This window comes from Nemorincola caseinilytica (genome assembly GCF_039540515.1).
In the GTDB taxonomy this organism is placed as follows: Bacteria; Bacteroidota; Bacteroidia; order Chitinophagales; family Chitinophagaceae; genus Nemorincola; species Nemorincola caseinilytica.
The window spans coordinates 18,014-42,003 of the sequence record NZ_BAABFA010000010.1; the positions used below are offsets into that span (position 1 = coordinate 18,014).

General features: G+C 52.5%; 18 protein-coding genes. 8 read left to right on the forward strand and 10 right to left on the reverse strand.

The features are described 5' to 3' along the window. Positions 1-139: 139 nt before the first annotated feature. The 3 genes from nusA to ABD843_RS07405 form a co-directional block, all read right to left on the reverse strand. Positions 140-1,384 carry a transcription termination factor NusA gene (gene nusA / locus ABD843_RS07395; RefSeq protein WP_345080833.1) on the reverse strand — a complete coding sequence of 415 codons (1,245 nt, stop codon included), beginning with the start codon at positions 1,382-1,384 and terminating at the stop codon, positions 140-142. A gap of 48 nt (positions 1,385-1,432) precedes the next feature. After that, complete coding sequence (locus tag ABD843_RS07400; RefSeq protein WP_345080836.1) at positions 1,433-1,891, reverse strand: ribosome maturation factor RimP; 459 nt, start codon at positions 1,889-1,891, stop codon at positions 1,433-1,435. 375 nt (positions 1,892-2,266) lie between these two features. Further along, positions 2,267-2,575: a GIY-YIG nuclease family protein gene (locus ABD843_RS07405; protein ID WP_345080838.1), complete on the reverse strand. Its 309-nt coding sequence runs from the start codon at positions 2,573-2,575 to the stop codon at positions 2,267-2,269. Positions 2,576-2,913: 338 nt separating this feature from the next. On the opposite strand from ABD843_RS07405, the gene ABD843_RS07410 reads away from it, so the two are divergent. The 5 genes from ABD843_RS07410 (at position 2,914) to ABD843_RS07430 (ending at position 9,480) form a co-directional block, all read left to right on the forward strand. Beyond that, a complete protein-coding gene (locus ABD843_RS07410) occupies positions 2,914-6,225 on the forward strand; it encodes a vitamin B12-dependent ribonucleotide reductase (protein ID WP_345080841.1) in 3,312 nt (1,103 codons plus the stop codon). A 37-nt stretch (positions 6,226-6,262) separates the two neighbouring features. Further along, the gene (locus ABD843_RS07415) at positions 6,263-6,523 is read left to right on the forward strand and encodes a hypothetical protein (RefSeq protein ID WP_345080844.1); all 261 of its coding nucleotides are present in this window, start codon (positions 6,263-6,265) and stop codon (positions 6,521-6,523) included. 20 nt (positions 6,524-6,543) lie between these two features. Further along, a complete protein-coding gene (locus ABD843_RS07420) occupies positions 6,544-7,107 on the forward strand; it encodes a hypothetical protein (protein WP_345081942.1) in 564 nt (187 codons plus the stop codon). Between the two features lie 212 nt (positions 7,108-7,319). Further along, positions 7,320-8,498: a DUF3298 and DUF4163 domain-containing protein gene (locus ABD843_RS07425; protein WP_345080847.1), complete on the forward strand. Its 1,179-nt coding sequence runs from the start codon at positions 7,320-7,322 to the stop codon at positions 8,496-8,498. A 208-nt stretch (positions 8,499-8,706) separates the two neighbouring features. After that, positions 8,707-9,480 carry an enoyl-CoA hydratase/isomerase family protein gene (locus tag ABD843_RS07430; RefSeq protein WP_345080850.1) on the forward strand — a complete coding sequence of 258 codons (774 nt, stop codon included), beginning with the start codon at positions 8,707-8,709 and terminating at the stop codon, positions 9,478-9,480. A gap of 142 nt (positions 9,481-9,622) precedes the next feature. Here the strand turns inward: ABD843_RS07430 and ABD843_RS07435 are convergent, their stop codons facing one another. The 6 genes from ABD843_RS07435 to ABD843_RS07460 all read right to left on the reverse strand — a co-directional run bounded on the left by ABD843_RS07435 (position 9,623) and on the right by ABD843_RS07460 (position 18,801). Then, the gene (locus ABD843_RS07435) at positions 9,623-10,597 is read right to left on the reverse strand and encodes a YihY/virulence factor BrkB family protein (protein WP_345080853.1); all 975 of its coding nucleotides are present in this window, start codon (positions 10,595-10,597) and stop codon (positions 9,623-9,625) included. A 47-nt stretch (positions 10,598-10,644) separates the two neighbouring features. Beyond that, a complete protein-coding gene (locus tag ABD843_RS07440) occupies positions 10,645-10,968 on the reverse strand; it encodes a hypothetical protein (protein ID WP_345080856.1) in 324 nt (107 codons plus the stop codon). 157 nt (positions 10,969-11,125) lie between these two features. Next, entirely contained in the window at positions 11,126-13,123 is a 1,998-nt protein-coding gene (locus tag ABD843_RS07445; protein WP_345080859.1) for a T9SS type A sorting domain-containing protein, read from the reverse strand. Between the two features lie 236 nt (positions 13,124-13,359). Then, entirely contained in the window at positions 13,360-14,853 is a 1,494-nt protein-coding gene (gene cysS / locus ABD843_RS07450) for a cysteine--tRNA ligase (RefSeq protein WP_345080862.1), read from the reverse strand. A gap of 213 nt (positions 14,854-15,066) precedes the next feature. Next, complete coding sequence (locus ABD843_RS07455) at positions 15,067-16,029, reverse strand: class I SAM-dependent methyltransferase (protein ID WP_345080865.1); 963 nt, start codon at positions 16,027-16,029, stop codon at positions 15,067-15,069. A 216-nt stretch (positions 16,030-16,245) separates the two neighbouring features. Beyond that, on the reverse strand, positions 16,246-18,801 hold the full coding sequence (locus ABD843_RS07460) for a putative LPS assembly protein LptD (RefSeq protein WP_345080868.1): 2,556 nt from the start codon (positions 18,799-18,801) through the stop codon (positions 16,246-16,248). 204 nt (positions 18,802-19,005) lie between these two features. Between ABD843_RS07460 and ABD843_RS07465 the strand changes: the two genes are divergently transcribed. From ABD843_RS07465 to cmk, 3 genes are all read left to right on the forward strand, one after another. Continuing rightward, the gene (locus ABD843_RS07465; protein ID WP_345080871.1) at positions 19,006-19,842 is read left to right on the forward strand and encodes an N-acetylmuramoyl-L-alanine amidase family protein; all 837 of its coding nucleotides are present in this window, start codon (positions 19,006-19,008) and stop codon (positions 19,840-19,842) included. Between the two features lie 79 nt (positions 19,843-19,921). Further along, on the forward strand, positions 19,922-20,476 hold the full coding sequence (locus ABD843_RS07470) for a calcium-binding EGF-like domain-containing protein (RefSeq protein ID WP_345080874.1): 555 nt from the start codon (positions 19,922-19,924) through the stop codon (positions 20,474-20,476). Positions 20,477-21,099: 623 nt separating this feature from the next. Next, on the forward strand, positions 21,100-21,798 hold the full coding sequence (gene cmk, locus ABD843_RS07475) for a (d)CMP kinase (RefSeq protein WP_345080877.1): 699 nt from the start codon (positions 21,100-21,102) through the stop codon (positions 21,796-21,798). Positions 21,799-22,161: 363 nt separating this feature from the next. Here cmk and ABD843_RS07480 read toward each other — a convergent pair whose 3' ends face one another. Beyond that, positions 22,162-23,982, reverse strand: a complete 1,821-nt coding sequence (locus ABD843_RS07480; protein WP_345080880.1) for an OmpA family protein — start codon at positions 23,980-23,982, stop codon at positions 22,162-22,164. Positions 23,983-23,990: the final 8 nt, after the last annotated feature.

Here is a 23,990-nt window from a genome sequence, read left to right on the forward strand (position 1 = left end):
TTGTCAGATGTTTTTTTTCGAAAACCGCCCGAGTGGCACTTGCCCTGCTCACAAACCTACGCCATTTTTCACTGAAAAAGGCATACAGGCGGGTCATACCTATTTCTATCTCATACGAACAGTGCGCTTTTTTTTAAGATCATTGTTCATTGAATTCAGCCTCAAGCACTCGGCGCACATCGCGCACTGTCTCTTCTTCCAGGTCGGTGCGGCGTACCAGTTCGTCGGCGCTCAGCTCCAGCACGCTCAGTGCCGTATCGCAGCCTATACGCTTGAACTCGTCTATCACCCATGGTTCTATCTCGTCCGCAAATTCGTCCAGGTCTATATCGTAGTCCACATCGTCCTTCACATCGCGGTACACATCTATGCTGTAGCCGGTCAGTTCCTGCGCCAGTTTTATGTTCACACCCTTCTTGCCTATCGCCAGCGATACCTGGTCGGGGTCCAGGTACACATCTGCGCTCATGTTCTCGTTGTTCAGCTCCATCTTGTTTATACGCGCCGGCGTCAGCGAGCGCTGCAGCAGCAGTTGCAGGTTGGTAGTGTAGTTTATGATGTCTATGTTCTCATTACGCAGCTCGCGCACTATACCATGTATACGGCTGCCCTTCATACCCACGCATGCGCCTACCGGGTCTATGCGGTCGTCGTAGCTCTCTACGGCCACTTTGGCGCGCTCGCCGGGTTCGCGTACTATCTTCTTTATCACTATCAGGCCATCCATTATCTCGGGCACCTCTATTTCCAGCAGCTTCTCCAGGAACGATGGATGCGTACGGCTCAGTATGATGATGGGCGAGTTGTTCCTCATCTCCACCTTCTTCACCACTGCACGCACGGTCTCTCCTTTCTTGAAGAAATCGGTAGGTATCTGCTCGCTCTTCGGCATTATCAGCTCATTGCCTTCGTCGTCCAGCAGCAGTATCTCTTTTTTCCATATCTGGTATACCTCGCCGCTTATTATGTCGCCTACGCGGTCGGCATATTTCTTCAGCAGGTTGTTCTTCTTCAGGTCGTTTATACGCGCGGCCAGCGTCTGCTTGGCGGCCAGTATGGCCCTGCGGCCAAAGTTGCGCACATCCACTTCCTCGTATACTTCCTCGCCCACGCTATAGTCGGGCTCTATCTTTATGGCGTCAGAGTAGGGTATCTGCAGGTTCTCGTCCTCCACCATATCGTCGTCCACTATCTCGCGCCTGCGAAATATCTCCAGGTCACCCGTCTGGTCGTTCACTATCACGTCAAAGTTCTCGTCGGTAACGTACTTCTTGCGCAGCAGCGTTTTGAAGACGTCTTCCAATACCTTCATAAGGGTAGGCCTGTCAATGTTCTCGGCGTCTTTGAACTCCTGGAAGGAGTCTATCAGGTTGATACTTGCCATATTGCTCTGTTTTTCTGTGCCCGGCCCATCCCGGGCCATCCACGTTATTTAAAAGATTATCTGAACTACAGTTTTTTTGATGTTCGAAAATGCGATCTCGGTGCTCTTTACCGGGTCGCTGGCTTTTTTACCTTTTACTTCCAGCACCATGTGCTCGTCTGTCACTTCCCGTAGCATACCGGTCACTTCCTTGTCCTCCTTGTCTGTCACGGTCACCTTGCGGCCTATGTTCTTTTTATACTGGCGCATCTGTGTCAGCGGCTCATCTACGCCCGGGCTCGATACCTCCAGCGAAAAATCACCATCCGGGAACATGCCCGCAGCCTCTATGGCCGCATACAACTTCCTGTTCACCGACGACGACTTGGTGATGGAAAAGCCACTATCCGCATCCAGGTATACCTTCAGGTTGTTGGTAGGCTTCACCTTTATATTCACCACGAATATATCGGTACCGTCCAGCAGCGGTTCCAGCAGGGCATACACCTTTTCTATTATCTCGGCCATATATCACAATAAACGAGGGGACAACCATGTGTCCCCTCTCTTTTGAATCAATTCCGCTGCAAATATACAATAATTTCCAATTACGGCATTACCATTTTATGAAAATATTTATCCCGGCGCCTCAGTGCGAGGCCTGCGCCGGGACCCCGTACATAACCGCAAGCCGTGGCAACCTCGCGAAAATAGATAGAAGAACATAAAAACAAATGCAGGTCATTGCGAGGCCTGTGACAAGCCCTGGTGCGTAGCCGCAGGCCGTGGCAATCTCGCGAAAACCAAAAGAACGTGGTCAAAAAATGCAGGTCACTGCGAGGCCTGCGCCAAGCCCCAGAGCGTAGCCGCAGGCCGTGGCAACCTCGCGAAAAACTAAGACATCTAATATGTACGAATATCTTTAATATCGTCCCAAAGATCTCGCCACTCATAATTAAAACCAGTTATGAGCGCCTCCTTTTTCTTTCTGCTACCTGCTTTTATTCTTTTCTCTTCAGCGATCGCCTCTTCTATATGGTCAAAGTATTTGTACCATACCAGCATCACGCAGTTATATTTCGCAGTAAAGCTGTTCTCATAAAATTTGCTCTTATGTTTCCATATTCTACCCTCAAGGTCAGATGTAACGCCCGTATACAGAACATTCTTATCAGGAGAACAGACGATATATACTAGACCACCCTTTTGCATATTGCAATGTACATACTGTATTTTATTATGGTTTTCGCAAGATCGCCACAGACCGCAACCTCGCGCACAAAGCCACAGCGGTCTTCGCAATGACACAAATATTTAAGCCTTCGGCAATACCCCTATAAGCATCATCCCACCATAAAATAGTAATTTTGCTTACACTGCAAAGAAGAAAATTGTTAATAATATTATGAATAATAATATTTTCTTCTCCCCGCCTGCGATACATGAGTTATCCACATAGGTGTGAGTACTTTCTTCATGCAGCAGGAACCTGTTTTTGATAATTTAGACATACTGTGTTCCTCGTTAACAACTTTTAAACAATATTCTGTATGAGTGCCCATCAACAAAAAGGCCTGTCTTTCGGCCGCCAGTACACGCGCGACGGAGTAAGCCCATACGATATGTTCGAGTACGACTACCGTACCTCTGTCATTCGCAACCCCAATGGCGAAAAGGTTTTCGAGATGACCAATGTCGAAGTACCGAAGCATTGGTCGCAGATAGCTACCGATATCCTTGCGCAGAAATACTTTCGCAAAGCAGGTGTGCCGCAGCCCGATGGCACCACCGGCCGCGAAACATCTGTGAAGCAGGTGGCTCACCGCCTGGCCGACTGCTGGCGCAGCTGGGGCGAGCGTTACGGCTACTTCGCATTGGCATACGATGCGCAGGTCTTCTACGACGAGCTCATATATAGCATACTATACCAGAGCTGCGCGCCCAATTCGCCGCAGTGGTTCAATACCGGCCTCTACAGCAGCTACGGCATAGATGGCAAGGCCCAGGGCCATTTCTATGTCGATCCTACTACAGGTAAACTCGAACGCTCAAAGAACGCCTACGAGCGCCCTCAGCCACATGCATGTTTCATCCTCTCTGTCGATGACGACCTTGTGAACCAGGGCGGCATCATGGACCTCTGGGTGCGCGAGGCACGCATATTCAAATACGGCTCGGGCGTAGGTACCAACTACTCCAACATCCGCGCCGAGAACGAAAAGCTCTCGGGTGGTGGCACATCCAGCGGCCTCATGAGCTTCCTGAAGATAGGCGACCGCGCCGCAGGTGCCATCAAGAGCGGCGGCACTACGCGCCGGGCCGCCAAAATGGTCTGCCTCGATCTCGATCATCCCGAAGTAGAGCAGTTCATAGACTGGAAGGTAGAGGAAGAGAAGAAAGTAGCGGCCCTCATTGCCGCCGGCTACTCCTCCGACTACGAGGGAGAGGCATATCGCACGGTATCGGGCCAGAACTCCAATAACTCTGTACGCATACCCAACTCCTTCTTCCATGCGCTGGAGAACAATGCCGACTGGAACATGACGGCCCGCAGCGACCGCAGCAGGGTGATGAAGAGCGTGCCTGCAAAGACCCTGTGGGACAAGATAGCATATGCCGCATGGCGCTGCGCCGACCCCGGTACGCAGTACGATACCACCATCAACGAGTGGCACACATGCCCCGAGGGTGGCCCCATCAGGGCATCCAATCCCTGCTCCGAGTACATGTTCCTCGATAATACCGCCTGCAACCTGGCATCCCTCAACCTGCGCCGCTTCTATAACGAGGACACAGGTATGTTCGATGTCGATGGCTTCGAATACATGACCCGCCTCTGGACCGTCGTGCTGGAGATATCTGTGCTCATGGCGCAGTTTCCCTCGCCCGAGGTAGCACAGCTCAGCTACGACTACCGCACCCTGGGTCTCGGCTATGCCAACCTCGGCTCTATGCTCATGGTCAGCGGCATAGCCTACGATAGCGAGGAGGCCCGTGGTATAGCAGGCGCCATCACTGCCATTATGAATGGTGTCGCCTACCGCACATCGGCCGAAATGGCCCGTGCCCTCGGCGCCTTCCCCAGGTTCAAAGAGAACAAGGCCCACATGATGCGCGTGATGCGCAATCACCGCGCCGCCGCATACGATGCTGCCGAGGCATACGAAGGGCTGGAGACAAAACCCATGGGCATACATGCCAAGTACTGTCCCGACTACCTGCTGAAGGCCGCCACCCGCGCGTGGGACGAGGCCGTGCAGATGGGCGAGCAGTATGGCTACCGCAATGCACAGGCCACCGTTATAGCGCCTACAGGTACCATAGGCCTGGTTATGGATTGTGACACCACCGGTGTAGAGCCCGATTTCGCGCTGGTAAAGTTCAAGAAGCTCTCCGGCGGCGGCTATTTCAAGATCATCAACCAGAGCATACCCGCGGCCCTCAAAAAGCTAGGCTACACTCCCGAGCAGAGCGATGCTATAGTGAAGTATGCCAAGGGCCATGGCACATTCGCAGGTGCGCCCTACATCAATCACCAGAGCCTTAGCGAAAAAGGCTTCATAGCGGAAGAGATAAAGAAGCTGGATGCCGCTGTGGAAAGCGCCTTCGAGATAGGTTTCGTCTTCAATGTCTACACCCTTGGCGAGGAGTGCCTGCAGCGCCTGGGCTTTACTGCAGAGCAGTACTTCGCTCCTGACTTCAACCTGCTCGAGTCCCTCGGCTTCACCGATGAAGAGATAGATGCCGCCAACGACCATGTATGCGGCACCATGATGATAGAAGGTGCGCCCTACCTCAAGGCCGAGCATCTGCCCGTGTTCGACTGTGCCAATAAATGCGGCAAGAAGGGCCAGCGCTACATACACGCCCATGGCCACATACGCATGATGGGCGCTGTACAGCCCTTCATCAGCGGCGCCATATCCAAGACCATCAACCTCCCCAACGAGGCCACCGTCGATGAGATAAAGGACTGCTACCACCTTAGCTGGCAACTGGGCATAAAGGCGTGCGCCCTCTACCGCGATGGCTCCAAGCTCAGCCAGCCCCTCAGCAACAAGAGCGATAAGAAAAAGAAAGAAGAACCAAAGGCCGATGCCGCTACTGCAGAGGCCAGCCAGATAATAGACCTCGGACAGCTCACCATCAACGAGCTGCTCGAAGAAGTGAACAAACGTGTACAGGCCAGCCCCGATACACAGCTCAAACGCCAGCTCAGCCGCATAGTAGAGCGCAAGCAGCTACCTGCCAAGCGCCGTGGCTATACCATCAAGGGCAAGGTAGGCGGTCAGGCCATCTTCCTGCGCACCGGCGAGTACAGCGATGGCACCCTCGGCGAGATATTCGTAGATATGGCCAAGGAGGGCGCTACCATGCGCAGCCTGCTCAATAGCTTTGCCATAGCCATATCGGTAGGCCTGCAGTATGGTGTACCGCTGGAGGAGTATGTCGATAAGTTCGCCTTCTCCCGCTTCGAACCCTCCGGCATGGTCGATCACCCCAATATCAAGAGCGCCACTTCCGTGCTCGACTATATCTTCCGTGTGCTTGCCTACGAGTACCTGGACCGCGACGACCTGGTGCATGTACCCGACCCCGACCGCCGCACACATGCGCAGGAGGTAGAGGCCCTGCAGCAGGAGCTCTCGCAGGTACGCGTCACAGCGCCGCAGGCGTCACAGCCCGTGCAGAAGCCACAGCAGGCCATTGCGCCAAAGGCCGTACCCGTTACCGCCGATGTGAAGAAGCTAATGGGCACCAGCGCTGATGCCCCCGCCTGCCGCAACTGCGGCAACATCACCCTTCGCAACGGCACCTGCTACATGTGCCCTAACTGCGGAACGACCACGGGATGTAGTTAAGAAGAACATTGAACACCCTTTAATTGTATTTCATTACATGAAAAAAGAAGTAATTCAAGCACTTTTTGAAAAATTTGAGGCAGCATCCTTATTAGTTGAAAATGTAGAATACTGGAGCGCAAGAGTATTACAGGATATTCTTGGATATACTCAATGGAGAAATTTCATAAATGCTATTGAAAAAGCAAAAACCGCCTGTCAAGCAGCAGGAGAGGTGGTCGGCGACCATTTTGCTGATATCAGCAAAATGGTCGAAATAGGTAGTAATACACAAGAGAGGTCACTGACATTGCATTAACTCGCTATGCCTGCTATTTAATAGCTCAAAATGGAGACCCTTCAAAAAGCGAAGTAGCATTTGCTCAAACCTATTTTGCCGTACAGACCAGAAAACAAGAGATAATAGAACAACGCTTACTCGATGTCGCGCGCGTTACTGCTCGCGAAAAACTTTCACGGTCCGAAAGCAAGCTTTCCGGTATCATTTATGAACGTGGGGTAGACAATCAAAGTTTTGCTTTTATTCGTTCGAAAGGCGATATGGCACTATTCGGTGGGTATACTACTAACGACATGAAAAGAAAATTAGGTGTGCCAAACAATAGGCCACTAGCCGACTTTTTACCTACACTTACCATTAAAGCCAAAGACTTTGCTACCGAACTTACAAGCCACAATGTAATGGACCGCGAATTAAAAGGAGAAAGTGAAATAACCAAAGAACACGTTGAAAACAATATTGCAGTAAGAAGAATGCTTGCAGAAAGAGGAGTGCAACCGGAACAACTTCCTCCTGCTGAAGATCTTGGAAAGGTAAAACGTCGATTGGATAAAGCTGAAAAGAAAATCGTTAAAGACTTGAAAAAAGGAAAAAGAAAATAATCTTTTATAGCCCGCCCAAATGGGATTCCCCGCCCGTTTGGCGTAGTCTCCGACTACGTCCTTGTGGTTGTCGATCTCCAGATCGATGAAATACAATACCCACTGGCGCAAGCGTTCCTCAGGGCCGCTACTGCCTCACACGGATCGGCCGCTCCGTTACCTGCCGAAACATGAACCACCCTTATCTTTGCCCCGAAAATCCCAGTATAGGAATGAACATCAAGACCCTTCTTCTACCCGCCTGCCTCTATCTTGCTCTTGCATTCGCCTCCTGTGGCAGCAACACCGGTAGCAGCAATAACGGTACAGCTACATCAGCCACTACCACAGATACCACAGGCCGGTCGCAGGGCGCCTGGTATCGCCACTACGAGGGCACCATCGCCGGCCAGCCCGTCTCGGCCGATATCTATCACACACAGCAACATATCCATGGTACCTATGCCTACCACCGGCAAGATATTCCGCTGGCCCTCTTCCAGCAGCACGACTCCTCTCGTGGCGACCGCATATTCCTTTACGAGAGCGTCCTCACCGACCGCAACGAGAACGACGACCCCACCGGCGATCACTGGGTCATATCCTTCACCGGCAATGCTATCACCGGCAAATGGATAAGCCGCGATGGCAAGAAGAACTACGATATACAGCTCAGGGAAACATACGATGGCGCCTATCGCTTCGCGCTCCTCCAGCACACCGACTCCACCATCATCACCCTCAAAAGCAAACCCCATACTGCCATATCCTCTTACGATCTCTCTATACCTGCCTCCGGCAACAGTGCTGCCGATAATGCTTTCCTTACCGAATGCATCCTCAAAAAGCAGGGCTGCAACGCTGCCGATCTGCGCTCCTGTCTCAAAGACCGTGATGCAGCTTATTTCAAAGAATACATGGCCGACTTCGACTCCTCTGCCATCGACGATGATATGACCTTCGAGCTCGACCACGAACGTTCTGTCGCCTCCCGCGTGGTATATAGCCGCAGTGGCGTGGTAGTATTGTGCTACAGCCACTATGCGTTCTCCGGTGGCGCGCACGGCATGGGCTACGATACCTATCTGTGCATCGATGTACCTGGCAAAAAAGTATTCGCTCTGCCTGATGTGCTTCAGGCCGATACTCCTGTCCTCCTCTCCCTTATCGAGGCCGAGGTACGCAGGCAGTTCCGCATACCACAGGGGCAGCCCCTCATAGAGCGCCTCGCTACCGAAAGCATCACCACGCTTCCCCACGAGTTCTCCTTTACCTCTACCGGCATCATTTTTCACTATGCCCCCTACGATATAGCCAGCTATGCCGATGGCGAGGTAGACCTTTTTATATCCTTCACCAAGCTGCGCAGCTTGTTGCTGCCTGCCTTTGTAAAGCGCATGAACATACAGTGATAGTTGCTGCAAATGGCGTTATACATTAATTTTATGCCGCAAAACACGCCTATTCCCGTAATTATTTTTATTTTTGATGTTCTCTATTAGTTAATAATAGCGATACCGGTACCGCAGCTACCTGCAATTGCCACACTCTATTGCACATTTTGCACCATATACCCTGTTACGCAAAGACACTTTTGTGAACACTCAAAACACTCAGCATATGCAGCACCCCGAAGGTTATGTAAGCCACGAAATAGAACACGGCATTGCCACCATCGAGTTCTTCCACCCATCCAGCAATGCACTGCCTGCGGCCATTCTTGCCGACCTGGCAAAGACCATCAACGACATCGGTATCGACAATCGTGTGAAGGTCATCATACTGCGTAGCGCAGGTGATGGTGCGTTCTGCGCAGGTGCTTCTTTCGATGAGCTTATGGCCATCACCAACGAGGCCGAGGGCAAAAAATTCTTCAGTGGTTTCGCACATGTCATCAATGCCATGCGCAAATGCCACAAGCTCATCATAGGCCGCGTGCAGGGCAAGGCCGTAGGCGGTGGTGTAGGCATCATAGCCGCTACAGACTACGCCATAGCCACAGACAATGCCTCAGTGAAACTGAGCGAGCTGGCAGTAGGTATAGGCCCCTTCGTGGTAGGCCCCGCAGTAGAGCGCAAAATAGGCGTATCGGGCCTTTCGCAACTGGCCATAGATGCCACAGGCTGGCGCTCGGCAGAGTGGGCAAAACGCCACGGCCTCTATAGCGAGATACACAGCAATACACAGGAGCTGGACGATGCCGTTGCCAGCCTTGCAGAGCAGTTGTCGCACAGCAGCCCACAGGCTATGGCCCAGCTCAAAAAGATATTCTGGCATGGCACCGAGAATTGGGATACGCTACTTTCTGAGCGTGCCGCCATCAGCGGTCACCTCGTCCTCAGCGATTTCACCCGCAATGCCATCAGCAAGTTCAAGTCCAAGTCGGCCAAATAAGACCACAACCTTACATACAGAAGGGCGCCCTGCAACTATGCATGGCGCCCTTTATATTTCATTTCATTACCCCCGACCTCAACACCCTTTCACTCCTTGCCCTCACGCTTCGCTTCACACTCATTTTGGCTCTTCGCGCTCATCATACTGCGTCTCCTTTTCCAAGGTCCTGGTCGGTATGGGTCTTCATCTTTGGCAGCTCGCGTGCCTCACGCTTGAAAACGAATACCGCCGTCTTGCGCACCGTCACTCCACGTCCGCATTTACGGGCATATACATCGGTGAATTCAGCGCCGAAGTATACTATCAGCGCCGAATAGTATATCCATGATAACAGTATGATGAGCGATGCCGCAGCGCCATAGGCCGTTATCAGGCGCGAGCTGGTGAGGTACCACGTTATCAGGAATTTCCCCACCATAAAAAGCACACCTGTGAACGAAGCGCCCACCAGTATGTCCTTCCAGTGTATATTGGCATCGGGCAGCACCTTGAATACCACCGCGAAAAGAAACGTCACTATAACGAACAGCAATGCCGTGTTCAGCCCCGTTATCAGCACCAGGTCCACACCTCCCAGGTATTGTTGCAGGTAGTGAAAATGATGCAGCTGCGCTATTATGGCATCTACTGCCACGTTCAGTATCAGTGTGGCTATCATCAGTACCCCCATACCTGCTATGAACACCAGCGCCAGCAGGCGGTCGGTTATCATTTTCAGCCACCCTCTCTTCGGCCGCGCCCTCACCGACCACATATAGTTGATAGAGCTTTTTATCTCCGTGAATATGCTGGTGGCGCTGAATACGAATACCACTACACCTATCACCCCGAACAGTGTATTGCTGTTGCTGCTGCTTATACCTTTCAGCATGGCCTCTAGCTGCATGGCCGTATCCTTGCCTGCAAAGGTGCTCACCTGCTCCAGCACTTTGCCTTCAGCATCCTTGGTCTTGTAAAAAAAGGTGATGATGTGTATGATCACCAGCAGCAGCGGCGCTATAGAGAACAGCGTGAAATAGGCCAGCGATGCGCTCAGTTTCGTTGCATGGTCGTCGCCGAATTCGGTGATCGTCTCATCTATCAGCTCCCAGAAAGTGCGCAGCTTTGCCTTCATATGCGGCCGCATTTACGGCGCCTCAAAAGTAGGCAAGAGATCCCATATTACCACCGCAGCTCGGGGTCGCTGTCATCGGCCTGCTGCCTGAAGTGCATACGGGTCAGCACCTTTGCCCGCTGCCGCTCATACACCAGCCTGGCCACCTTCATGGCCACATCGTCGGTACCGGCTACGGCATTCAGCTTTTTCTCGGGTATATCCAGCCTGTACATCAGGCGGTAAAATGGCTCCTGGCCCTGCTGCACTACCTCGGCTATCTTCCCGGCTATTCTTTGCAGCAGTTCATCCTCCGTGAGGGTGACCGGCACCGTCATGCCCAGCTCTGCCGATACCGCCATTGCGGTGTCCTTAAGTACATCTTCTGTCATAATGAAAGGGTCTTTGCCATATAAAGTTATGCCATCTTTCATTAAGACATGGCAAAACCCCTTGGCGTTGACCACTGCATAAAAACAAATATGGCGGCCGCTCTTTGTGCGACCGCCATATCATGTACTTTATCTTAAAGGTCAGAGACCGTACGGCTTACTTTATTACTGTAAGCTTGTCAGCCCTTCTGCCGCTTGCAGTAGTTATAGTAACTATGTAGTTACCAGAAGCAAGGTCAGCAGTAGAGATCTTCACGCTCTGTGTGCCCAGGCCCATTTCTTTGTCAGAAACAACGCTCAGTACTTTACCGGTATAGTCCATAACGGCTACCTGAACCCTGCCAGACTCTACCAGGCTGAAGCTCAATGTAGCTTCGCTGCTTGTAGGGTTAGGATACAGGGCTATGTTCTCTATCTTGTCTGTAGTAGGTATCAGCGTAGTAGATGATGTACCGCGCTTGCCCCACAGAGACTGCAGTATAGAACCTGTAGCATTGTCCTGTACGAAAGCTACTACTTCGCTCAGGTTGTATGGGTTGTTCCAGAATTTGAAGCTGTTCTGTGTAGGATAGCTGCCAGAGCCCAGCATGTAGTGGCCATGAGTGAAGGCCTTATCTACCTGTGTGAATGTCTGTGTAGTACCATCTGTCCATGAAGATACGGTAGTACCGTTGCCATCAGGCAGCATCTGGCGCATGATGTGGTAGTAGTTCAGCTGGCCGGTAGTATTGGTAGTATTGGTATAGAAGCTGTCCATTACTACTATATGCACTCTGTAGCTACCTGTTTTGGTGAAGTGTGGAGTAACGTTCAGTGTCACACCCAGCTTCTTGGTCACAGTATCCACAGTATATGTCATAGACATATCCATGAAAGAAGCATTGGCTTTAGATGCCATCATTTCTGCAGTAAGGGCAGAAGAAGTACCGGCAGCTGTGCTGCTAGCGCCGTTCACAAAGTGTTCGGGTATGCTGTTCACACCATAGTAGCTCCTTCGCTTGGTACCATCGCTGTTGTAGCTGCGATCAGTGCCGGGCGAAGGCCAGTTCATCTGGTACTTTATCACGTTCACCTTGGTAGCAACAGTATTTACGGCATTGGTCACGCAAAGAGGATCATACACCTCGTTGAACGACTTACAAGGAGGACATGTAGAAGAAGAGAACTCTTCTATAAGACCCCAGCGGCCTGTAGTAGAAGAAGCCTTCACATAGTTAGATGTCATTGCAGAGTCTACGTCAGCGTTCGCTGATGAGTTCACGTCTGTGATCACCACCTTCAGCGCATTGGAGCCTGCTGCAGAGCCTGCTATCGGCAGGGCGAAGGTGAGCTTCTGATAAGCATATGGCGCTATGCTAAGGCTGCTGAAGGTCTCAGGAGCACCTACTGGTACACCATTGATGGTGTACTTCGCTTTCAGAGAAGTAATGGCAACACCTGTGTTCTGTACCCAGAAAGATACTGTCTGGCCATCCGAAGATATACCATCCTGTACGCTGTTATAGTCTACGGCAGCTACAGCAGCTGTGCTGGCTGTCAGGTTTATTGCCTGTATGTTGTCCACTGCCAGGCCTATCATGTGGTCATTATCGTCAGAGTATACGAAACCTACCATCACGTTAGTGCCTGTGCCCAGAGATGACAGGCTCACATGGCCCTTTGACCACAGACCGTCAAAGCCATCGCCCGCTAGGTCCTGCAGTACGGTCCATGTTGCGCCGCCGTCGGTAGAGCCTATTACTTTACCTTCTTCTACTACCGAAGCGCTTCTTGCAGCGTTGTAGAAGTAGAAGTCGAAGTTCAGCCATGCAGCCGTTGAACCGGCAAGGCTGAACACTGGCGATTTCAGTGTATCGTGCAGGTTAGAGATAGGAGCAGATACGGTACCAGAGTCGTTCCAGTCATCCACCAGGGCTATCTGGCCGGGATGCGCCGCGGGTGTAGCGCCAGTAGCGCCGGCCCAACCGGTAGTAGTGGGCGATCCGAATGTAGCTGTCTTCCAGCCCGGAACGCCTGTAGAACCCTGCATCCAGCCCGTCGGAAGAGTAGGGATCGTCGTCGGGGTCTCGAAGTCCTGCGTAAAGATGACCTGCGATTTCGCTGTAGGAGCGAATGCAAGAACGGCCAATCCCAGTCCAAGTACAAGTTTTTTCATTTTTTGCTTTTTTTTAAAAATTGTTACGAAGAGGATCTATTGAATTTATAAAATTATGGGTAAAACAGCATATGAACAAAATTTTATTTTTACTCCGGCTGCACTCATTTTCATGCATATAACATATACATACACATATACGATACGGTACAACAGGTGTCTATACCCATATGAAAATATCGTGCCAAAGATGTGTTAAAGCACCCCGGCACGATAAATATTTTGAGAACGGTCAGCTATTCTATGCTATAGCTCACACTGCCGTCCTTTTCGTCCTTCAGTTGTATGCCTGCCTCGGCCAGCCGGTTGCGTATCTGGTCGCTGGTGGCAAAGTCCTTGCGCTTTTTGGCATCCTTCCGTATCTCTATCAGCAGGGCCAGCACTTCGTCCAGCTTATTGCTCTGCTGCACCTGCAGGGCCTGCATGCCCAGTATGTCCTCCAGGTAGGTCCTGAAGGTGCTCTTTAGGGTATCAAAGGCATCCGCACCTATCGCATTGGCAGCTACCTGCCCACCCTTCATACCGTTTATGGTCGATGACAGGTCGAACAGGTTGGCTATCACCTTGGCCGTGTTCAGGTCATCGTTCATGTATTCGCTGCACTGGCCGCATTGTTCCAGCACTTGCTGGTGCAGCCCGGCATTGGCAGCTTCGTTATTGCCGGGGTGCTGCAGCTTCTGCAATACCTCGTATGCTTCCCACAGCCTGCGGAAGGCACGCTCTGCGGCCTGCAGGGCCTCATTGCTGAAGTCCAGCGTGCTGCGGTAGTGTGTCTGCAATATATAGAAGCGTACCACCATCGGGTGATAGGCCTGCGCCAGCAACGGATGCCCCCCGCTGAACAGTTCGCTCAGCTTTATCACATTGTTGTAGCTCTTGCCCATCTTCTTGCCGTTGATGGTTATCATATTATTGTGCATCCAGTAGCGCACCGGCGCATGGCCGTGGGATATGGTGCTCTGCGCTATCTCGCTCTCGTGATGGGGAAACTGCAGGTCCATGCCGCCGCCATGTATATCAAAGGTCTCGCCCAGGTATTTGCTGCTCATGGCGCTGCACTCTATGTGCCACCCCGGGAAGCCCTCGCCCCATGGGCTCTTCCACCGCATTATATGTTCCGGCGGTGCGTTCTTCCACAGGGCAAAGTCGGCCTTATTGCGTTTCTCGTCCTGCCCGTCCAGCTCGCGTGTGGTCTCCAGCTGGTCTTCCAATACCCTGCCCGATAGTTTTCCGTATGGATAGTTATCGGCATATTTCTTCACATCGAAGTACACCGATCCGTTCACCTCGTAGGCATAGCCCTTGGCTATTATGTCTTCTATCATGCCTATCTGCTCCACTATATGGCCAGTGGCCGTCGGCTCTATCGATGGCTCATCGCAGTTGAACAGGCGCATACCGTGGTGGAACATCGATGTGTACTTATGCACCATCTCCATAGGCTCCAGCTTTTCCAGCCGGGCCTTTTCGCTCACCTTGTCCTGCGCCTCGCGGCCCTCTTCCTCAAAGTGGCCTGCATCGGTTATGTTGCGCACATAGCGCACCTTATAGCCCAGGTGGCGCAGGTAGCGCTGCACCACATCGAAGGTGATATAGGGGCGCGCATGGCCCATATGCGATTCGCCCGATACCGTAGGGCCGCACACATACAGCCCCGCATGACCGGGAGTAATGGACTCGAAACGTTCTTTCTGGCGTGTATAGGAGTTGTATATATGGAACTCGGACATAGTAATGCTATATGCGGCGGCATCCGCCACCTATTTATACAAAAATAGCGAATAAGTGACCTCTACCTCAGAGATACATTGCAAAAGGTCGCTTTTTCTTGTTTCGATATATAGATCGACCACTACCCTTTTTATCATAGTGGTCTTTCAAGGTACGGCGACCCGACCTCATCTCCCCGGACGGGAGGGGCTGAACACATACCGTATTTGAAACTATTGGTCAAAGTATTTGGTGAACCATGGCGGGTTGCTTGCCGGGTGCAGCAGCATATCCCTGTCTGCCGGGGCCAGTTTGCCCTTTACCGCCCTTACGGTTATCTCTGTGCTCTGCACAGTGCGTGTCACATCCGTAAAGCCGTTATCCTCCAGCATCTTCTTCACATAGCTGTAGTCCAGCCTGCGGTTCAGCAGGGGCGAGTATATATCGTGGTTCTGGTGCAGCTTGGTGCGGTCGCCATTGGCCTTCTCTATCAGGAATTTCTCCTTCTCGGCAAATGACGGCAGGGTATTATAGTACACCCTGTTCTTGAACAGGTTTATATCCTCCTCATACGATACCGACTCCCTGCCATACAGGTACAGGTGTATGAAGCCGCCCTCTTTCACCAGGTCCATCACCTGCCTGAAGGCCGTATTGAAGCTGCCGCAGTGGTGCAGCACACCCCACGACCATACCATATCGTACTTCTTGCCCGCAGGTATATGCTTGTACAGCTCTTCCAGCGGTGTCTGTATGAATTCTTTTTTTACCGGTATACCTTCCAACGCCTCCCTCGTGGCCTCCAGTGCCGATGTGTTTATGTCCACCGCCGTCACATTGGCGCCCAGCTTGGCCAGGCCATAAGACCACCTGCCACCGCCGCTGCCGCAGTCTATCACATCCTTACCTGCGAACCACTCTTTCTTTATCAGCGTCTCATGCTCGCTTATTATTTTGGTCACATTTTCCTTGAACCACTTATCACTCAGCATGGCCTCGCCATCCTTCAGGTCGCTCCACTGAAAGCTGAACGCCCCCACCGTCTGCGATGCCGAGAACGATAAAGTGCTGTCCAGGTCGTGTACCTGGTCATACAGCAGCTTGTACAGGGCGTCTATCTCCCTTTTTTGCTTTTCCAGCCTTATGTCATACGATCTCAGTATGGGAGATAATATCTTCTTTATTAATTGTTTCATGATATGCTTTGCGAACAGGGGTATGTCCGAACGGCCCCAAAAGTAACAAAAAACCCGTTCATCATATGACGGGCACATGTTCTGTGGGTATTTCAACTTTTCGCTAATGACACCCGCGCGACAGCGCGGACATTGGATCTCCCTCTCCCTCGGAGAGGGCTGGGGTGAGGCTGAAAATGCGGCGATATGAAATGCATTACATCTCAGCTGCGCCTATCAGTTCGGCAGATCGCGGAAGTCCCTGCGGCGCACTAGCTTCAGGTCCTGCAGCACGGTCGATTTCACATTCAGCGTAAAGTTGAAGCTCTTCCTGGGCCCGAATGGGAAGGCGAAGAAGTGCATCTGCCAGCAGTGCAGGTCGCGGTACAGGTCTATCGATGTCAGGGTCAGTTCCTTCAGGTCGAAGTTGTAACCGCTGCTTATGGCCAGTTTCCACCGCTCGGTTATCCGCAGCTCACTGTTGAAGGTGAACGAATGGCTTATCGTCACCGTATCATCGTACGAGTAGGGCGAATATCTCGAATCCGCGCTCAGGGTATAGTTTATGTTGAAGCTCCAGGGTATGTTGAAGTCCACATACTCCATATACCCGGCATTGCGCATCACGCGGGCATACTCTTGGCTATTGGTAGGGCTGTTGGCGCCTCCCTTCGGTTTGGAGTGGAAGTTGGTGCCCAGAGACATGTTCGCCGTCCTGAAACGCCCTATACCCGTGCCCTGCTCCAGGTTGGTGGTCTGTAGTATGCGGCCCGTGCCCTTGTCTATGGCATAGGGGCTGTACACTGCCGCGGCCGATATGTTCACCTTGTCCAGCACATTGGTACGGAAGTTCACGCCCAGGTCGCTCCAGCGGAACGAGTCCGCAGCAGCATTGTACGCACCTGCTACGCTCAATCCGTCTATCAGTGTCACGTTCTTATAGCCACTTGCCGTATCCTTTGCCGACCGCACCTTTATCTGCAGGTTGTTGTTCAGCCCAAAGCCCACGCTAGCGGCCTTGCCCACAGGCGGCAGCCCCACCACCGACCCCTGGTAGGGCGATAGTATATCTCTGCGTTGGCTCGTGTCCAGCCGCGCATCATAGTAGTAGTTGAAGGGTGCATCCGCAAAATCCGGCCGATAGGTAAAGCCCGCATTGGGGGTCAGCACATGGCGTATACCCCTTAGCGCCCCGTGGCGAAACATCTTCATACCGTATATACGGGTAGAGAAATTGACACCTGCATTGAAGTCGCGCGCGGCAAAGAAGCCCGTGCTGCGCGTACTGTCTATACGCATGGTAGCATCATTGAAGCCGCGTATCAGCCGGTTAGAGTACCAGTATTCATTATAGTTCACGCTGAACGACATGTTCACATACCTGGCCACGGTATACGATGCGCTCACGGGTATCGAGTGCCTTATACCGTTCTGAAAGCTGCTCAGTGCCAGTGTTGCCAGGTTGAAGGTGCTGTCGTAGAATGTGGTCTGGTTCCGCACATCGGCGCTATAGCTGGCCGTTATCTTGTCATACCAGTGGTCGCCCACGGCATTCTTGTTCTGGAAGAGGTTGAACTGGTTCACGAAAAAGTTCATGGCCGGCAGGGTCACGCTTATCTCCTTGGTGCCTGTGTTCTGATTGTGCAGGGCGCTTATCGTCAGCCCGAAGGGGCGGTTCTGCCAGTTCTTCGAGTATGTTATGTTCGACTGGTACTGGTTCCGCAGCACCTGGTTGGGGTCGTAGCTGTTATTGGCGTAGAAGCTCGATGTGCCCGCCTGCACCGATGCATTGAACGTTTGCCCCGGCACCGACTTCTCGTCCGATGTGTGCTGCCAGTTCACCATAAAGTCCTTGGTCACACTCGCGTTCGGCTCAAAGTCCTCTCCTGTCTTGTTATAGGCATAAGACAGGCGGAACGCCCCCCTGTAGTGGTACAGGTTGTTGTAGTTGCTGGTAGCGGCTATGGCATAGCTGCCCTTGGCATATATATTGGTCTGCGCATAGGCATCCACCTTGTCGTTCACATAAAAATAGTACCCCCCGTTCAGCAGCCCGAAGCCCCTGGCCTGCTCCATGGTATAGGTAGGCAGTATGAAGCCCGACCGCTGTTTTTGCGACGATGGGAATATGCCGAACGGCAGGTAGAGCGGCGTAGGCACCCCCTCTATCTCCAGGTTCGCCGATCCCGATACCACCACCCTGCCGGGTATTATCTTCTGTTTCCTCGCCCTTATCCCAAAGTGGGGCGTGTCCAGCGCGCAGGTGGTATATACGCTGTGCCACCCATATATCGTCTGGTCGGGGTTGCGTTTCACCTGTTCACTGTGTATGAAGCCCTCGCCATACTGTGTGGCGGCATTCCTCACTATCGCCCGCTTGCTCCTGAAGTTGTACTGCATGGAGTCGTAGGTGAACCGCTCACTCCCCTGCTTGAACGAAGGGCGCTCTTTGGCCGTGTCCCGTTCTGCCGCCGATGGCGCTGCCGTCACTATATTGCTGGCCTGTGTATAGCTTACCTCTCCGGCGTTCAGTTGCAGGTCCTCATAGTTCACCTGCGCCTTGCCATACAGGTAAAAGACATCATGCTCCATATCCAGCACCGCCGAGTCTCGCGATACCGTCTTTACTACCGCCGGCAGCGCATCCTTCGATATCCGTATGCCCAGCTCCCGCTCCATCGCGGCCGTCTTCGATGTATCGGCCGTGGCCGTATCTGCACGCAGGCTGTCCCCCATGGGCACGCCCTTGTTCATCTTTATGGTATCGTTGCCGGTGCTTGTGGTATCTGCCACAGGCCTCACCTGGGCAATGGCCGCATCTGGATATCCACAATTTGTTATAAAGAATATAAAAATTACTGACACCCAAGCCGCGAAGCGATGCATTGATCGAGAAATTGGAATAAATTTACCGCTAAGGCTCATGAGCGTGGCAAAATTAATTATTTGACGGCGACGTTATGTGGGTATGCTTCTAAATCTTTTGTAAAACCGGTCATGCGCGTAAAAGCCATATTCATCATATTGCTGGCATTAGCCCCCCTACCCCTGCTGGCAAAAGCGAAAAAAGTGACGAAAATAGTCCTCGATGCCGGTCACGGAGGTAAGGACCATGGCGCACAGGGGGCTATATCTTACGAAAAAGACATTACCCTTGCAGTAACGCTCAAACTCGGCAAATTATTGGAGGATAGTATGCGGAACATAGATGTCATCTATACCCGCACCGAAGATGCCTACCCTACCCTGGTAGAGCGCCACGAGATAGCCAATAAGGCCAATGCCGACCTGTTCATATCCATACACGTCAATTCTACACCCTATACCTACACCCGCACCCTGCAGGGCTACAAGACCATAAAGCGCAAGGGCAAGACCGTGCGCCAGCCCATATACAAATCGGTGCGCCACCATACCACCAAGCGCAGCGGCGTAGAGACCTATGTGATGGGGCTGCACCGCGCCGGCCAGCAGAAAGAGGCCATAGGCGAATATGCCGACAATGTGAGCGAGGAACCCGGCCTGCTCAACGAGAACGACCCACAAACGGCCATTATCGTGGCCCAGTATGCCAAGGCCTTCCTGGGCAAAAGCGTCACATTCGCCTCTCAGGTACAGGCGCAAATGAAGCGCACAGGCCGCGAAGACCTGGGTGTAAAGCAGATGGGCCTGGAGGTACTGGCAGGCAGTGCCATGCCGGGTGTACTTATAGAGATTGGCTTCATTACCAATGTAGATGAGGAAGCATACCTCAACTCAGAGCGGGGCCAATACGAGATAGCCGCGGCCATTTACAAGGCCATAAGGGCATATAAGGCCGACGTAGAGAAATAAACACCGCCCTCTTACCGCCCGCATTTTGATTTATTTGCCTATTTACTTATTTTTGAATTTGCTAACAAAATCCATACCGATGGCATCTACGCTTAAAACCATTTTTATATCCTCTATAGCCACTATCGCGGCATTCGGCGCCGTTGTATATTCATCGTGCAACAGGGACAAATGCAAGTCCATAGTGTGTGCCAATGGCGGCGTATGCAACGATGGTAGCTGCACCTGCCCATCGGGCTACGAAGGCACCAACTGCGAAAAGGTGAGCAGGGATAAATTCCTGGGCAACTGGCATGTGCTGGAAAAAGGCAGCATCACCCTTGCTGCCCAGTACCCCATCAGCATAGAGCCTACCACCAATCTTACCGATGTTGTCATCAAGAATTTTTACAACTACTTCAAGACCCCCATCAAGGCCACCATCATCGGCGGCGACTCTATAGTCATCCCCAACCAGCAGTACGAGGGCAAAGTGCTCTTCGGCATAGGCCACATATATTCCAATGTTACCTACGGCCAGTACGGCGCTATAGAAATGAGGTACGAGATCATAGACACCGCTACTCAACGCGTCAACGACTTCGGCTACAACGAGGCCGTAGACCACTCCGACCCCTCTCAGTGGAACAAATAAGTTCATCATTTCCCACTACCATATTTCACGCCCCTGCACATGCAGGGGCGTTCTTTTTTAGTAATGCGGGCCATCGCGAAGCTGTACTGTTGCCATAGGTCGTACCTACGGCAACAGTTACCACTGACGCGGGTCTGGGGCATAGCCCTGTGCGATGCCGACCCGTGCCACACAAAAATGGACCGATCTGCGATCGGGGTGACACGCAATTTGCCATAGGTCGCCACTGGCGCGGGTCTGGGGCATAGCCCCGTGCGATAGCCGACCCGTGCCACGCAAAAATGAACCGATCTGCGATCGGGGTGACACGCAATTCGTCATAGGTCGCCACTGGCGTGGTCTGGGGCATAGCCCTGTGCGATAGCCGATCCGTGCCACACAAAAATGAACCGATCTGCGATCGGGGTGACACGCAGTTTGCCATAGGTCGCCACTGGCGCGGGTCTGGCGCATAGCCCTGTGCGATAGCCGACCCGTGCCACACAAAAATGAACCGATCTGCGATCGGGGTGACACGCAGTTTGCCATAGGTCGCAGCCTTGTGCATAGCCACGGGCGGGCGGTGACGACCTCGCGAAATAGAGGTACATTTGCCTTACCATAGAACTAACGACCAACGAATCATGTCCGCACATAAGATGATCATTGCTATAGACGGCTATTCTTCCTGCGGGAAAAGCACTCTTGCCAAAGAACTTGCCGCCAGGCTGGGCTACAACTATATCGATAGTGGCGCCATGTACCGCGCCATTACGCTATACTTCCTGCGCAATGCCATAGACCTCGGCGATCACAATGAGGTACTGGATGCCCTCTCGCAGATATCCCTCTCTTTCGTGTTCAACGAGCATCGCAATGCTTCCGATATCTACCTCAACGACGAGAATGCCGAGCCCTTCATCCGTGATATGATAGTGTCCGAAAAGGTGAGCGAGGTCGCAGCCATACGCGAGGTACGCTCCTTTGCCGTAGCACAGCAGAAACGCATGGGCCGCAAAAAAAGCATAGTGATGGACGGCCGCGATATAGGCACTGCCGTCTTCCCCGATGCCGAGCTGAAGCTCTTTATGACCGCCGATCCCGAAGTGCGTGTCATACGCCGCTTCAAAGAGCTATATGCCACCAACCCCAACATCACCCTCGAAGAAGTGCGCGACAATCTCCAGCTACGCGATCATATCGACTCTACCCGCGAGGAAAGCCCCCTGCGCCGCGCCGACGATGCCGTTATTCTCGACAACAGCAACCTCTCCCGCGAAGAACAGTTGAAGCTCGTCCTGGAAATGGTAAAGGACCGCACCAAGGCTTTCAGCGTAAAGTGATGCGGTCCGGAACATCTAAGTAAGCCTCCGGAATACGAGGCAAGGGTCCTAAATACATTCACCATTACAACCCTTTAGCCCCACCGGGGCAAACATATTATCAAACTAGAATTTGCGGGACATGGTAGCCCCTAATGAGTAGGGCCGGAAAAATGTCATACCGATAGAACATTAAAATTCGTCATTAAAAAAGTGTCGGATAACATCTCCCTCTCCTTTGGAGAGGGCCGGGGGTGAGGCTTGGTGCATGTATTTTCAGGTGCCTTTCTTTTTAATTCGATCTCCCCCTACCGGTACTAGCTTCCCCAAAACAAAAGCGGCCACCGGAAGGTGGCCGCTTTATTATCTATCACTAAGTTGTGCTTAGTCTACGCTCAGCCTCATAACGGCACGCCTGTTCTCGGCCCTGCCCTCATCGGTAGCATTGCTTGCGGTAGGATCGCTCTCACCATGAGCCACGATCTTTATCCTCTTCGGATCCGCGCCCATCTTCACCAGCTTGCTCTTCACGGCCTGTGCACGCTTACGCGACAGCTCCTTGTTGTAAGCAGCCCTACCCCTCGAGTCAGCATGACCATGTATCACTATGATACCCTGTGCATCGTTGCCCAGTGTCTTCACAGCGGTCTCCAGTACCGGCACAGATGCCTCATGCACCACTGTCTTATTGGTCTCGAACAGTATCGGTGTGCTCAGCGGTATGTCTACCGGTGGCGGCGGTGGCGGCGGGCAACCATTGTTGGTAGCAGGGCCGGGCACCTCAGGACACTGGTCCTCATTATCGGGCAGGCCATCACCATCCGTATCGGGGCAGCCTTTGTACTGCGCCAGGCCCGGCTTGTCAGGGCATACGTCATACTTGTCGGCTATACCATCGCCATCCCTGTCAGGGCAACCCCTCAAGCTGGCAGGACCCGCCTGGTAAGGACATTCATCGTTCTTGTCAGGTATACCGTCATTATCGCTGTCAGGACAACCATTGAATTTACGCAGGCCCGGTACGGTACGGCAGGAGTCCTCAGAATCCTGTACGCTATCCTTATCGGTATCGGGGCAACCCTGGAACATGGCCACACCCCATACATCAGGACACTTGTCCTTCCTGTCCACTATGCCATCCCCATCAGTATCCTTAGGTTTGCCGAAGAGGAATCGTACACCTGCAACACCGCCGAACGACTGCACCGATGCCGATGTTGCGTTCCTCAGGCTCGAGTTGTACTGGCCGCTTGTACTCATCAGCACATAATTGGCCTGGTTCTCGTTCTTGAACGACTGGTAAGTATAGTACAGGCCGAAGTTCAGCGCTACATGGTCGGACAGGTATACGCTCAGCGATGGCTGCAGCAGCAGGCCTACCGATACTGTCTTGTAAGAAGCCTCGTCCTTCACAGTGGCAGGGCGCTGGCCCAGGCCCACGTTGAAACCCGCATCCCTGTTCTGCTGGAACCACTGGTTCACATTACCGCCCGGTGTCTTGGACAGGTAATAGTCCTTCAGTATCAGGTAAGAGGTGGGCGACGGCGTGTTCGATGCATCGTACACTGTAGGGCTACCATCAGAGCCGGAACCCGAGAATTTGTACACTGCTTCATAGTCGAAGGTGCCTGTGTTCTCGGTAGTGGTCTTCATGCCTATGTTGAACATAGGGCCGGCATCCATTGTAAAGCCCAGCGTCTTCGAGAAGCGCGTCTTGTACTTCAGCAACAGGGGTATGTTCATATTGCTGATCTTCGCCGTCTCCTTCACATCATTACCGGTTATTATCTGGCGGTAGATGCGGCCTTTGCTGTCCTCTGCCTGGTACTCCACATGGTAGTTGTCCAGGGAGAAGGTACCCTTCTGGCTGAAGTATGCGAAGCCTGCGCCTACGCCCCAATGGCGCTTAGGACCAAAGAAGTAGCCCAGTTGCGCATTGAAGCCCAGCGAAGAGCCCTTATCGAACTTCAGTACGCCTGTATTCATGTTCACCCCGTTCATGTAACCCGCTATAGAGGTAGCAGTGGTCACATCCTGGGTCATCAGTCCGCCCATGAAGTTCAGGTCTATCACCCACGGCGACAGCAGGCTGTCGGGGGTATATTTCTTTTTATCCGGTGTCGGAGTAGTGGAGCTTCCCGTTGTCTGGGCGCTCGCAGATATTGCCGTTGCGGCCGCGATGGATAAGAAAAGTATTCTTTTCATCTAATGGA